Origin of the sequence: Metabacillus idriensis, assembly GCF_050483325.1 — a bacterium.
Lineage (GTDB): Bacteria > Bacillota > Bacilli > Bacillales > Bacillaceae > Bacillus_P > Bacillus_P idriensis_A.
Genome location: NZ_JBCMYF010000009.1, coordinates 14,826 through 28,247 on the forward strand (window position 1 = coordinate 14,826; position 13,422 = coordinate 28,247).

Genomic DNA, 13,422 nt, shown 5'->3' on the forward strand with positions numbered 1-13,422 from the left:
GCCTAAAATCATAGGCGTTTTAGTAAACTGATCTACTTAAACAAATACCGGAACCTTAATATCTACTTCTTTTCCAAGTGCAGAGGAACGGAGTACTCCGTCTATAATTGCCTGATTAAGCAGGATTTGCTCTGCCGGGATTGGAGCTGGTCGATTTTCTTTTATGGCTGACACAAAATCTCTTACTTTTTCATGGAAAATATCAATTTTATGATCAATGACCGGAACCTGTGTTTCTGAATGCTGTCCGACAATATCGTGAAAGAGTGAAATACTTCCGATGCCGCCGTCCCAGACACCGCTCCAAGGTCCTTGTCCTGCAGGTGTCAGCTTAAGTCCTGCGTCTGTACCGAGAAAAATGGTAGGACCTAAGGAATCCATGTGCATCGCCCATGAAATTTTAAAATTCAGCACCTTGCCTCCTTCTAATCGAACCATCGCGACTCCAAAGTCTTCTACTTCAAATCTGGCTGCTTCATGATGATAGTGAGGATTCCTGCCAAAATGACTGGAAGTATAGGCTGAAACCGTTAATGGCTTAGGGTAATTCAATGCATTCAAGGCCAAGTCCAAAGAATAACAGCCAATATCCGCCATTGCACCAGCTCCTGCCAGCTCCTTATTTATGAATGTTCCCCCTGGCATCCCCCTTCTTCTTCCTCCTCCGGTTTGAATATAATAGACATCTCCAAGCTGTCCGGATTGAACAATTTCTTTAATCGTTTTCATATTTGGATCATATCGCGGCTGAAATCCGACTGTCAGCATTTTTCCAGTGCGGCGTGATGTCTCAACCATTTCAACTGCTTGTTCTAGTGTAACTGCCAGCGGTTTTTCAACCAGCACATGTTTATCTGCAAGCAATGAATCAATACTGGTTCTGTGGTGTGTGACATTTGGCGTACAGACACTTACACCATCTAAATCAAGTTCAAGCAATTCCAGATGACTGTCGAATGCCCTGGCATCGCGAATTCCCAGCTGTTCGATAAATTCCTTCGCTTTTCCGGGAATGACGTCTGCAACTGCAGCAATTGTAACATCCTTCATTTGCAGGTAGGCTTTAGCATGTACAGCAGCAATTCCTCCGCTTCCAATAATTCCAATTTTAATAGTTGACATCCGCAATTCCTCCTGATTTCTTTTTATGAAAAACCGACTGAAGAAAATCTTTAGCTCGCTTAATGCCTTCTTGTTCAGAAGACAGTGACCCCCAATAATGATGATCCTCAAGCTCGATGCTGATCGGACCTTTATACCCGATAGCATCTAATCTGACAGCAACCTTTCTCCAGTCAACCTCCCCATGACCCGGAATCGTATAGCGCCATGCCCCTTCGGAAAAGTCGTACTTAGAATCAAATACGCCGGGCAAGTGGCCCAAATCATATTGTTCCTCTTTCAGCAGCGCTGTATCTTTTCCATGACAGTAAAGGATTTTTTCGGCAAACTCATCGAGAAACCGAAGATAATCAATGCCAAGTCTCACCAAATGAGAAGGATCATAGTTCACTCCGAAATGCTTGGACGGCACCTCATTAAACATATATCTGAGCACCTCTGGAGTCGTTCCAAGGGTTGGATACGCCGGTGCAGGACCAGGCCAGCCTTCAAGTGCCAGGAAAAGATTGTTTTTCTCGGCAAGCCCAACCACCTCAGGAAATGTTTCTTTCCATATTTCTAAGCTTCTTTTTTTAGGAATCAGGCTGTTTTCCGGCACAAGACACATGAAAATCACCTTGCCTTCCAATGCTGATACTTGTTCAAACTGTTCCTTTAATGATAGAACTGCATTCCAGCGTTTTCCTTCATCCTCACTTAAAAGATCCGTGTTCCCAACACAGCCTTTTCCATCAATTGAACCAATTTCTATTTGATAGTTCGCTGCTATTTTTGCAACTGAGTCGTCAAGGCGCGGGAGGTCAAGTACCTTGATTCCATTTTCATTGGCCCATTTTGCTGTGAATTCAATTCCTTCTTTTCCGAAATACGGGGGTATCCTCATACCGATTTTATTGTCCATATTAATCCCTCACACTTTCTTAGAATAATCCTCAATTTGGTTTTCACTGGCACCTTCATAAATGGCTTTTGTAAAATACAAAACCTGAACAGCAAATTCGCCTGGAACTTGAACCTCTTCTTCCCCGGTTATGGCACGGATGAAGCTTTTATCCGTGTTTGTTTCCGCAGCATCAATGCTTTGTATTTCGGGCGCTTCCCCGTTTCTGACTAGTGAAACCTGTCCATTCTCGCAGAAGATGGCTCCTTTATCGCCCAAAAATGAATATGTTTCATGCCAGCATGGCGACATCCCTGCAATCGTGATCGTTCCCATCACGTTTTTTGTGTATTTAACTGTTGTAAATGAATCAATATCCACTTCTGTACCGCGCTGATGAATAAATGATTTTGTTTCAACCGGTGCGAGTCCTGTAATCCATAGAAGAGAATCTAAAATATGACTGCCTGAATCAAACAGCATACCGCCGCCTGACAAAGCTGTTTTTTGTCTCCATGTACCGGCTGACAAGTAGATCCAATCCTGATAAAGAGAGGCATTTACGCTTGTTAATGCGCCGATTTGATTTTCTTCGATCAGCTTTTTTATATGAAGAAATTCAGGTTGGAAATGACGCTGGTACGAGATTTGCAGCACGCATTTCCTCTCTTTAGAAAGGTCAATCAATTCTTCCGCTTCTTCGATAGAACATACCATTGGTTTCTCAAGCAATACGTGACAGCCTTTTAAAAGTGCTGCTTTGGCATGCTTGTAATGAAGCGTATGCGGAGAGCAAATAATCACGCCATCAATCTCTGACTTGTTCAGCATTTCTTCAAAATCATCGAATTCCAAAGCTTCTAGCTCATGAGTCTGAATGAAACTCCGTCTGCTTTCAGGATTCGGGTCGGCAATTGCTGTGATAAGGACATTCTCTAATTCTTTTAAATGTGAGGCATGATAATGGGCAATTCCGCCAGAGCCTATAAAACCAATTCTAATCTTTCCCATGCGGATTCATCTCCTGTCATCCTTTTATACCGCTGAACGTAATGCCTTTAATAAATGTTTTTTGCAGGAAAAAGAATAAGATAATGATTGGAAGTGTCATTAATGTTGAGACAGCCATCATCAATCCCCATTCTGTTCCTCTTTGGCTCTGGAATTGCTGCAAGCCTAGGGAAAGCGTGTAGGATGTTTCGTCTGTCAGATAAAGCAGGGGTCCTAAAAAATCTGTCCAGCTTCCCATAAATTGAAACAGACCTACTGCAAGCACTGCCGGTTTTGCAAGCGGAAGCATAATCTGCCAATATATGCGGAATTCTCCCGCTCCATCAATTCTCGCTGCATCCATTAACGTATCTGGCAATCCGAGAAAGAATTGACGGAGTAAAAAGATGTAGAAAGGAACTCCGAAAAAGACAGGGACAATCAGCGGAAGAGGACTGCCAACCCACCCAAGTTTTTCAAACAGAATAAACAGGGGAATCATCGTAACTTGTCCTGGGATCATCATGACGGCAATCGTCACTATGAATAAAGCATTGCTCCCTTTAAATTTTAATTTCGCGAAACCGTAAGCTACCAAAGGGCATGTGATGACAGCACCGATTGTGCTGAACACGGTAATCACAACTGTATTTTTCAAATAGCTGAAAAAAGGAATATATTCAACAGCCTCCTGATAATTGCTCCATTTAAAAGGGCTTGGAATCCATTCAGGAGGAAACGAAAAAATTTGCGTTTGATCTTTTAACGAAGTAGACAGCATCCAGAAAAACGGAACTAAAAAGAGAATCGAAATCAAGATCAGAAATGCATGGGCAAAAATACTTTTTGAAGTTTTGGTTTTCATCGTATCCCTCCTTATTTTCCTTGATAGTGAACCCACCTTTTAGAAGTTGAAAAGATAACGGCTGTTAAGATCATAATGATGGCAAAAAGGATCCAGGCCATTGCTGAGGCATAGCCCATTTTAAAGAACTTGAATCCATTGTCATATAAATACATGACATAAAACGTTAAGGAATTTGCCGGTGTGCCCTGTCCGCCGGTAAGCGCGTACGGCAAAGCAAACTGCTGAAATGCGCCAATGACACCCATTACGAGGTTAAAGAAGATAACTGGAGTTAACAATGGCAGGGTAATATGTATCGTTTTCTGCAGCCAATTTGCCCCATCCACTTCAGCGGCATCATAGTAATCTTCAGATATATCCGTAAGACCTGCCAAATAGATGACAACTGCCTGGCCGATGCCCCAAAGCGACATCATCACGATGGATGGTTTAGACCAGGTTTCACTGCCCAGCCATGCGGGACCTTGAATTCCCAGAAGATCCAGCATTCCATTGACTAATCCAAACTGCGGATTTAAGAGCCACATCCAAAGGACGGCAAGCGCAACCTGAGGCACTAGTGTCGGCAAGAAGAAAATCGTGCGGTAAACTGTCATTCCTTTTACCTTTAAGTTCAAAATCATCGCCAGACATACACCAAAAATAATGCTCAGCGGAACATAAAAGACGGCAAAATAGATGGTATTTGATACAGACTTCCAAAAAAGGTCATCACTCATCAGCTCTTTATAATTCTGCATTCCTACAAACTCTCCAGGCTGAAGGATGCTGTAAGTTGTGAAACTGAAATAGATGGATGAAATTAATGGAAAAGCATAAAAAATAATAAGTCCTATGATCCATGGTGATACAAATAGTAAACCGTATAAGGAAGATTTGTTTCTCCATACTTTCTTTTTTGTGACAGGAACCTCTTTTATTGTGGCTGAGTTCTTTATTGCTGGCTGCTGCATGAAAACATACCTCCTTTAGTTTTGTTTCAGGGATTCCCCAATTGGAGAATCCCCTTGCAGCCCTACTTTAAAGATTTTTCTACTTTTTCATTCACTTTTTTCAGAAGTTCCTCAGGGGTTCCGTTGCCTCTAGTTGCATTTTCAACAGCACTTGCAAGTTCATTCCAATATAAGCTTCCTTGTGTCATAACAGGTCTGTGATTACTTGAAGGCAAGATCTCAACAAATTCTTTAAGAATCGGATCATCCTTGTACCCTAATTCCTCATTTACAGAATCAATAATGGAAAAGTCTTTAGCAATTCCGCTGAAGATTTTCTGTCCTTCTTCGCCGCTGAAGAATTTAAGGAATTCCCAGGCCGCTTCTTTTTCTTTAGCACCTTTAGGTATGACTACGGACCAGCCGCCAGACCAGGTTGAGAAGTTATCTCCTGTAGGCGTCGGGATTGGAAAAACACCATACTCTAAATCCGGCTTGAATTTATTGATGGCAGACACAGTCCAAGGACCGCTTATTTTCATGCTGATTTGTTCTGTCAAGAATGGATCCATTGCACCAGTACCTTGTGAATTTGTGAAAGCTGTAATGTCCTCGATATTGTATTTTTTAGCGTAATCTGTGATCCACTGCAATGCTTCAACATTTTTTGGATCATCAGCCGTTACTTCCTGTGTTTCAGGGTTATAAAAATCTCCTCCAAATGCCCAGCCCCAGCCGTAGAACCAGCCTTGATCAAGCCATGGAATAAAGCCAATCTGAGAGAATCTTTTCCCTTTTTTAATCGTTAATTTTTCTGCTGCTTCTTCGAGTTCTGCAATAGTCTTAGGAGGGTTTTCCGGATCAAGTCCGGCTTTTTCGAAATGTTTTTTGTTGTAGTAAACTAAGCGGGAATCTGTCGTTGTGGGTAAACCGTAAAGTTTATCTTCGAAGGTTGCTTCTTCCCATGCGAATGGATAGAAATTTTCTTTGGAAATCTTATCTTTTTTGGCGAGATCACTTAAATCTTCAAGCGAGCCTTGAGCAGCCCAGGATGCAATCTCAAATCTGTCGAAGTAGGCGACATCCGGAGGATTTCCGCCGGCAATGGATGAAAGGAGTTTTTCGTTTGAGCCTTCGCCTTGATTTGCAATATATACCGATTTCACTTTAATATCTGGATTTTTCTTTTCAAAAGCTTTTACAACCTCGTTAACAGCATCACCTGTAATATCTGTCATTGGATGCCAAAATGTAATGGTCGTCTTGCCATCAGCACTTTCCTTGGTTGACGCTGAATCAGAACTGCAGCCCGACAAAAGGAGTAAAAATGAAACAGCTACTAAAAAAATACTTTTCAAATGCCTCATGATAAATCCCCCTCTATTCTTTTAATAAAAAAACGATTGTTTGTACAAATCCTCCTTTCGCTAATCAAATAAAGCGCTTTCAAATAATATAATGACATGTCATGTTGTTATGTTTTATAGTTACTATATTAATAGGTTTTGAAATTATAAGTCAATATATTTTTCAGAATATTTGAAAATAAATAAAAATAGATCTGAATATTCAGACCTATTTCATTGAAAAAGCTTTAGTTGTCTCACCTGGAACGAGCGTGTGCGGTATAAATATCTGCTGAACGGCAAAGTCTGAATCCAGCATTTTTTCTTTAAGAAGATTCACCGCTTCTATAGCAATCCTCTGTTCATCCTGTTTAATATGAGTAAACTGAATTCTGGAGTTCCCGGGAGAATCAAAACAAACGACAGACACTTCATCTGAAATCCGCCTTCCGAGCCTCGATAAAGCGGCAGCTACTAGTTCTCCAATAGAATGTTCACATGCTACTATGGCTGTTATACCGCGATGTCTGTCCAGAAAATTGTCTAACATCATTGTGTCCTCTTTAAAAACGCAAGAATCCGCCATTTCATGCAATGGCATGCTGTTTTTTATTTCAGTCAAGATATAGTCTCTATTCAGCTTAACACCCTGTTCTGAATGGGCAATATGAAAGCCCATCACTCTCTCCTCAATAGCTGTCGTTCCTTCTGAAGGCGGAGAAATGAACCCGATTTCTCTGTGTCCCATTTCAAATAATTGATTTGTTAATTCTGCTGCTGCTTTTCGGTGATCGGTACATACAAATGAGGCAGGTATCCCTTTGATGAAACGATCAATCAAAACGACGGGGAAATTCTTTGAAACGAGTTCAAGAAGTTTATTATTTACATGCTCTCCGTGAACCGGAAAGACAATCAACCCCTCTGCCCCCATATCAAGGAAATCATTTACAGCCTGTTCCTCAATTTCCTTCTTCCCGTAGCTGAGTTTCAAGAGAATCGTAAACCCCAGTTCGCTGCACCTCTTTTCAATACCCTTTACAAGTCCCATTCCGTAGCTTTCATCAAAACTTGGCAGAATAAATCCGATTAAATGACGTTTTGATCGCACCGGCTTTGCAGCAAGAGCGAAACCATTTTCCGCACCTGGATGAATAACATATGAACCCTTTCCCTGAATTCTTTCAATATAGTTTTCTTCAGAGAGTAAATCCAATGCTTTTTTTGTGGTTATACGGCTCACTTCGAATTGCTCTGCAAGTTCTTTTTCAGAAGGAACCTTGTCGCCCATCCTTAATTTCCCGCTTTGAATCTGGTTTAACAGTAAATTATATACTTTCAGGTAAAGAGGATTAAAAGTTGTCATAGCGTCACCTTTCAACAGTTGATATATTCAATATAACAACTATTTCTTCACTAGAAAAGTATTTTGTATGAAAACTAGGAATATTCATACTTTTTATATATAGAATTATAGTGTCTACCTAATGGGAAAACCACACCAATCCATAAAAAAAGCAGGATTTCTCCCGCTTTAACTCATTTGTTCAATTTTATTTGCAATGGAAATCCATTTCTTTTCATTCGACGAACGTTCGATTGCCTCAAGAATTAGCTGATTTTGCAATCCATCGTGAAAATTCGGCTGTTTAAGTTCATTATTTGTAATCGCTTTCATCAATTCTGATATTAAGTTCACAAATGTATGTTCATATCCAATGATATGTCCTGCCGGCCAGTATGCATGGGCATAAGGATGCTCTTCTTCCGTACAGTTAATGACCCTGAAGCCCTGAAGACCTTTGTCATCTTCTGTTAAGTACACATGCAAATTGTTCATGTTTTCAAGATCCCATTTGATGGACCCAAACTCAGCATTGATTTCAAAACTATTGCGATTCCTATTTCCCGCTGCAAAACGAGTTGCCTCAAAAACTCCCATAGCCCCATTTTCAAATTTTGCAATGAATGATGTGGCATCGTCGACATCAACCTGTCCTTTTTTCCCTGCTTCGCCTTCTATTGGACGCTCTTTAATAAATGTCTCCATCGCTCCAACAACCTCTGATATTTCGCCAACAAGAAATCTCGAAAGATCAATAATATGTGCCCCTATATCTCCTAAAGCTCCAGACCCTGTGACTTCTTTTTTCAATCTCCATGCAATCGGGAATTCAGGATCCATGATCCAGTCCTGAAGATAGGTTGCACGAACATGATAGATTCGGCCAAGCCTTCCTTGCTGAATCAGCTTTTTCGCATATTGAACGGCAGGAGCGAAGCGGTAATTATGCGAGATCATATGAACAACTTTATTTCTTGTCACTGCCTCAAGCATCCTTTCAGCCTGCTCCACATTTAATGACAAGGGTTTTTCACAAATCACATGCTTCCCGGCTTCTGCAGCAGCAATCGCGATTTCTGCATGAGAATTATTAGGAGTGACAATATCGATTAAATCAATATCATCTCTTTCAATCAATTTCCGCCAATCTGTTTCATAGGTTTCAAAGCCAAGTTCTTCAGCTGCCTGCTTAACACCCTCTTCACTGCGGCCGGCAATTGCTTTAAGGACTGGGATTGCAGAGCCTGGAAAGAAAAATGGAACATTCCGATAAGCCAGACTGTGTGCTTTTCCCATAAACTTGTATCCTATCATTCCAACTCGTATTTCTTTCAAAACAGATCACCAGCTTTCATAGATTAGTTGTTATAAAAATGCTGTCATTATAATCACTAATTAGTCTTAAAATAGAAATATCCTCTTTTTCTCGCAATAAATTTTTTTATCTGAATTTAATAGACTAGATTTTATAAAGAAAAGCCTTGCTAAAAAGCAAGGCTTCCCATTATTTATCTGCCAGAATCATTTCAATTCTATCAAGCTCAGCCTCAGTAAATTCAAGATGGTCTAATGCTGCAACGTTCTCTTCGATCTGGCTTACTTTGCTCGCTCCAATAAGTGCAGACGTCACTCTTCCTTCTCTCAAAACCCATGCTAATGCCATTTGGGCAAGGTTTTGGCCGCGATTTTCAGCAATCTCATTAAGCTGCTTGATTTTATGTACCATTTCTTCTGTCACACGGTCTTCACTCAGGGCGCCGGTTGATTTGGCCGCTCTCGAATCAGCAGGAACTCCTGATAGATATTTGCTTGTCAGCAAGCCCTGTTCAAGAGGACAAAAAGCGATTGAGCCTGTTCTATTTTCCTGCAGGACATCCTGCAGACCGTTTTCGATCCAGCGGTTGAGCATTGAATAACTGGGCTGATGAATAAGAAGGGGTGTGCCGAGTCGGTTTAATATTTTTACGGCTTCTGCTGTTTGCTCAGCTGTGTAGCTTGAAATTCCTACGTATAAAGCTTTTCCCTGACGGACGATTTGATCTAATGCTCCCATTGTTTCTTCAAGAGGTGTATTAGGATCCGGACGGTGGGAGTAAAAAATATCTACATAATCCAGCCCCATGCGTTTTAAGCTTTGATCCAAACTTGCAATCAAATATTTTTTTGAGCCCCATTCGCCATAAGGGCCGTCCCACATATGATAGCCAGCTTTTGAAGAAATGATTAATTCATCCCGGTATGGTGCAAAATCTGTTTTTAGCACTTGTCCAAACATTTCTTCGGCAGACCCTGGAGGGGGACCATAGTTGTTTGCAAGATCAAAATGAGTAATTCCAAGATCAAATGCGCGGCGAAGCATGGCGCGGCCGTTTTCAAACGAATCCACTCCGCCAAAATTGTGCCACAGCCCAAGTGAAATGGCCGGCAGAAGCAGACCGGAATTTCCGCAGCGGTTGTACTTCATTGATTGATATCGATCTGAACTTGCTGAGTATGTCATTTAGATTCCTCCCTTTATCACTTTCTTTTGTATAGTAGTCGAAGAAAGCGATTTCGTAAACGAATCTGTCTTATTTTTTAAATAATTAGTCTTTTTGAACTAACAAAAAGAAAGAACCCTCATAAGAGAGTTCTCAGCAAATAGAGTCTGTTGATTTCGGGTTTTTCAGACCGAACAGCGGACGGATGAACAAGGCAAGGAATGTTCCAAGCATGGCCATGATCATCCATACCCATCCATGAAGACTGAAGGATGCGATCCCTCCAAAGTAAGCGCCGATGTTACAGCCAAATGCCAATCGGGCCCCATATCCCATCATAAGTCCTCCGATTATTGAGGCTCCTGCTACACCTGGTTTAATTTTTCCCGGTTTGAAGGTTCCTTGTGCTGCCGCTGAAATAAAGGCACCTAGGATAATGCCGAAGTTCATGACACTAGTTGAATCAGCGAGCACTGTTTTTGTAAGTGCAGCTCCGTTGGCTCCTGCAAAATAGCCCCAGCTTGAAACATCAACGCCGCCAGCCATTAATGCTTTTCCGCCCCAAAGAGCAAACGCTGACGTGATTCCCCAAGGATTACCTCTAATCGAGAGAGTTAATGCATTTAACAGGGCTAAAATGATGGCAGCGGCAAATAATGGCCATGATCCGCGAATGATTTTTTTCCAGCCTTTTGTTGTTGGCAGCGGCTTCATCATCGGCGGATTTTTCTTTTTGGCAATTTGAACGGTCATCCAGTAGATGAGAGCAAAAGCTGCTAATTGAACAAGAAGTGCCCCAAAATAACCGAGCCCAGTTGAAGTTGCCAGTGAAATCGGAGGCAGTGCAGGCATATCCTCCATCCAGAATGTAAAATGATACACACCTATGACAGAGCCTGCGATAAATGATATCAAGGTCAAAATCATAGATGATGAGCCGCCTCCAACAGAGTAAAGTGTCCCGGATGCACACCCGTTTCCAAGCTGCATCCCAATTCCGAAAAGAAACGAACCGAAAATGACGCTCACTCCAACTGGAGAGACATAGCCTGCAGGTGCTGTACCTGTAAAACTGAAGCCTGTGCTTAAAATAATGGCAAATAACACTGAAGCAATGGCAAGCATAAGCATATGGGCCTGAAGTCCCTGCACGTTTCCGACAGACATCAGGCGGCGGAAAGCAGATGTAAAGCCAAAGCGGGCATGAAGCAATGTGACTCCAAGCAGGATGCCGATTATATATAACACAGCCTGAGTTGCATTTGCAGCTGTTAAAATCGCAATGAGCAGGATAACTGCTGCAAGCACCCCTGCCACAACAAGCGGCTTTTGCACGGGATTTAACTCAGACAAAACAGTTGTTCTTTGTTTATATGATGAAGATCTATCTATTGTTGTTTCTGCCATTCTGATAAACTCCTTTTCCTATATATTTAGTCGGGAATATATTTATCTATTTACCATACAATGTCTCTTAGGATTTGTAAATGGAGATGCTCAATTTCAAAAAAATGAATCATTATCCTATGAGATCTAAAAGTTTGAAGTTGCGTCATTCCCCAAGCCTCTTGGAATAACTTAGAATAGGCATGACAATGGACGTGAAATCCATGGCGGTTGTTTAGGCGACTAGCTCAGATATTGACTTAATGGCAAGTTTGCTCCGGTCAGAAGCTGAGGGTGAAGGAAACAGGGGCATACAGCAGCGGCAGCACGCAATAAACGGCATTGCTTTTATCAGCCAAAGCCGGGTGAATGTGATATTAATTATCAAACTTGATGCTAAAGCGAGAAGACCCTGTGGATCTTCCCGCTTTTGTATATATACAGATAAAACCTGATTGAGATACAGATAGACTTATCTACCTAAAATGTCTGCTCCCTTAATTCTTAAAAGGATTTTTCCATTCCATTAAAGCTGCGTAATTGCAGGAATCCACATCCTCTAAATAATTTTGTACAACATGAAGTGGACATCTTCCGCATCTGAGCAAAAAGGAAAGAACGGGATCTTTTAAATTACCATTAACCACTTGATCGACATACTGAATAGGCGTTAATTTGTCTGAATGCTGCTTGTAGCCAGGCATTCTGCCGCCTCCAAGCAGTCTGTCCAATCCCCTGTGCACAACCACATCATACATGGAAAACATAAGCCATTTTCCAAGTCCTGACTTTCTGTATGATGGAAGAACACCAATATCAACGACATACAGGGTATTGCCATTTGGTTCATGATTTCGAATATATCCATTGTCTGTGATCTCTTCCCATGTATGATCTGGATGATCTGGATTAAACTGGACAAGCAATCCTGTCATGGAACCGGCTACTTCTCCATTTAATTCAATGCAAAGTGCCCCCTCCGGAAAGAGCGTAATATGATTTTTCAGCTGCTCCTCATTCCACCATAATTCTGATGGAAATGGCGGCGGAAAACTTTCCTGCTGAATGCGGATCAATGCATCAAAATCCTTTTCTGTGTAATTTCGAACGACTGCTTTAACAGGCTTGCCGCCATCAAAAACGAAAAATTCTTTTACGTACAAGAGAACTCCTCCTTATAGCAGCGTCCGATCCCCCTGCTTCGCTTCCCAATCTGGGTATAAATCAGTGCGCCGATCACGCCATGTTGTAACAGAACCGCTCGCACGGACTTTATAAAGCAGTTCAAGATCAAGATCTGCTGTTACAATCATAGGCTGATTGATTTCCCCTTCTGCCGCTAATCCTTTAGGAGGAAATGGTACATCATTCGGCGTTATAACAGCTGCCTGACCAAAGTTTCCTCTCATAAAGTCAACTGTCGGGAGTGATCCTACCGTACCTGTTGTGACGACATAGACTTGATTTTCAATTGCGCGTGCATGACTTGTATACCGCACTCTGTGGAAACCGTGGCGGTCATCTGTACATGACGGGCAGAATATGACATCCGCTCCTTTTGCTTTAGCGATCCTCACAATCTCAGGAAACTCAATGTCATAGCAAGTCAGCATAGCTATGGTTCCTTTTTCTGTTTCAAATACTTCAAGGTCATCTCCGGGCGTCATATCCCACTCATGGACTTCCGTTGGTGTTATGTGAAGCTTGGCCTGCTCTGCAACGCGTCCATCCGGATAAAATAAATGCGCTACATTATACAGACGGCCCTCTCTTTTAATAACATGTGTTCCGCCTATGATATGCATGCCCATTTTTTCAGCTAAATCCGTAAACAATTTCAAGTATTGATCCGTAAAATCAGGTAAATCATTTATCGTTAACGCTTTCCCCTCTTTATCTCCGATTGACATAAGCTGAGTTGTAAAAAACTCCGGAAAAAGCACAAAGTCAGACCCAAATTCTTCTGCTGTTTTCATATAATGCTCTACTTGATCTGCAAATTCTTTAAACGAACTGATCGTGTGGAGATCATATTGAACAGCTGATACTCTAAGCTGCATGTTACCCCTCTCT

General features: G+C 41.6%; 12 protein-coding genes. All 12 read right to left on the reverse strand.

Annotation, left to right across the window (positions count from 1 at the left end; genetic code table 11):
• Positions 1-36 precede the first annotated feature (36 nt).
• Entirely contained in the window at positions 37-1,122 is a 1,086-nt protein-coding gene (locus ABEQ24_RS06445) for a Gfo/Idh/MocA family protein (protein WP_430006004.1), read from the reverse strand.
• Complete coding sequence (locus ABEQ24_RS06450; protein WP_430006005.1) at positions 1,109-2,023, reverse strand: sugar phosphate isomerase/epimerase family protein; 915 nt, start codon at positions 2,021-2,023, stop codon at positions 1,109-1,111. The genes ABEQ24_RS06445 and ABEQ24_RS06450 overlap by 14 nt, the downstream gene beginning before the upstream one ends.
• 9 nt (positions 2,024-2,032) lie before the next feature.
• Positions 2,033-3,013 carry a Gfo/Idh/MocA family protein gene (locus tag ABEQ24_RS06455; RefSeq protein ID WP_430006006.1) on the reverse strand — a complete coding sequence of 327 codons (981 nt, stop codon included), beginning with the start codon at positions 3,011-3,013 and terminating at the stop codon, positions 2,033-2,035.
• Between the two features lie 16 nt (positions 3,014-3,029).
• On the reverse strand, positions 3,030-3,857 hold the full coding sequence (locus ABEQ24_RS06460; RefSeq protein WP_430006007.1) for a carbohydrate ABC transporter permease: 828 nt from the start codon (positions 3,855-3,857) through the stop codon (positions 3,030-3,032).
• 11 nt (positions 3,858-3,868) lie between these two features.
• Positions 3,869-4,813, reverse strand: coding sequence for a carbohydrate ABC transporter permease (locus tag ABEQ24_RS06465; RefSeq protein ID WP_430006008.1), 945 nt, complete (start codon positions 4,811-4,813; stop codon positions 3,869-3,871).
• Between the two features lie 62 nt (positions 4,814-4,875).
• On the reverse strand, positions 4,876-6,159 hold the full coding sequence (locus ABEQ24_RS06470) for an ABC transporter substrate-binding protein (RefSeq protein WP_430006009.1): 1,284 nt from the start codon (positions 6,157-6,159) through the stop codon (positions 4,876-4,878).
• A 208-nt stretch (positions 6,160-6,367) separates the two neighbouring features.
• Entirely contained in the window at positions 6,368-7,504 is a 1,137-nt protein-coding gene (locus ABEQ24_RS06475) for a GntR family transcriptional regulator (protein ID WP_430006010.1), read from the reverse strand.
• 168 nt (positions 7,505-7,672) lie between these two features.
• Positions 7,673-8,797 carry a Gfo/Idh/MocA family protein gene (locus ABEQ24_RS06480; protein WP_430006124.1) on the reverse strand — a complete coding sequence of 375 codons (1,125 nt, stop codon included), beginning with the start codon at positions 8,795-8,797 and terminating at the stop codon, positions 7,673-7,675.
• 190 nt (positions 8,798-8,987) lie between these two features.
• Positions 8,988-9,983 carry an L-glyceraldehyde 3-phosphate reductase gene (gene mgrA / locus ABEQ24_RS06485; protein ID WP_430006011.1) on the reverse strand — a complete coding sequence of 332 codons (996 nt, stop codon included), beginning with the start codon at positions 9,981-9,983 and terminating at the stop codon, positions 8,988-8,990.
• Positions 9,984-10,116: 133 nt separating this feature from the next.
• Positions 10,117-11,370 (reverse strand): YeeE/YedE family protein, encoded by a 1,254-nt coding sequence (locus tag ABEQ24_RS06490; protein WP_430006012.1) that lies wholly within the window; start codon positions 11,368-11,370, stop codon positions 10,117-10,119.
• Positions 11,371-11,846: 476 nt separating this feature from the next.
• A complete protein-coding gene (locus ABEQ24_RS06495) occupies positions 11,847-12,512 on the reverse strand; it encodes a GNAT family N-acetyltransferase (protein WP_430006013.1) in 666 nt (221 codons plus the stop codon).
• A gap of 12 nt (positions 12,513-12,524) precedes the next feature.
• On the reverse strand, positions 12,525-13,409 hold the full coding sequence (locus ABEQ24_RS06500; protein WP_430006014.1) for a carbon-nitrogen hydrolase family protein: 885 nt from the start codon (positions 13,407-13,409) through the stop codon (positions 12,525-12,527).
• Positions 13,410-13,422: the final 13 nt, after the last annotated feature.

Coding starts and splice junctions, on each gene's coding strand:
- ABEQ24_RS06470 (WP_430006009.1), bottom strand. CDS start 6,159: ATGAGGCATTTGAAAAGTATTTTTTTAGTAGCTGTTTCATTTTTACTC.
- ABEQ24_RS06480 (WP_430006124.1), bottom strand. CDS start 8,797: ATGATAGGATACAAGTTTATGGGAAAAGCACACAGTCTGGCTTATCGG.
- ABEQ24_RS06475 (WP_430006010.1), bottom strand. CDS start 7,504: ATGACAACTTTTAATCCTCTTTACCTGAAAGTATATAATTTACTGTTA.
- ABEQ24_RS06465 (WP_430006008.1), bottom strand. CDS start 4,813: ATGCAGCAGCCAGCAATAAAGAACTCAGCCACAATAAAAGAGGTTCCT.
- ABEQ24_RS06455 (WP_430006006.1), bottom strand. CDS start 3,013: ATGGGAAAGATTAGAATTGGTTTTATAGGCTCTGGCGGAATTGCCCAT.
- ABEQ24_RS06445 (WP_430006004.1), bottom strand. CDS start 1,122: ATGTCAACTATTAAAATTGGAATTATTGGAAGCGGAGGAATTGCTGCT.
- mgrA (WP_430006011.1), bottom strand. CDS start 9,983: ATGACATACTCAGCAAGTTCAGATCGATATCAATCAATGAAGTACAAC.
- ABEQ24_RS06500 (WP_430006014.1), bottom strand. CDS start 13,409: ATGCAGCTTAGAGTATCAGCTGTTCAATATGATCTCCACACGATCAGT.
- ABEQ24_RS06460 (WP_430006007.1), bottom strand. CDS start 3,857: ATGAAAACCAAAACTTCAAAAAGTATTTTTGCCCATGCATTTCTGATC.
- ABEQ24_RS06450 (WP_430006005.1), bottom strand. CDS start 2,023: ATGGACAATAAAATCGGTATGAGGATACCCCCGTATTTCGGAAAAGAA.
- ABEQ24_RS06490 (WP_430006012.1), bottom strand. CDS start 11,370: ATGGCAGAAACAACAATAGATAGATCTTCATCATATAAACAAAGAACA.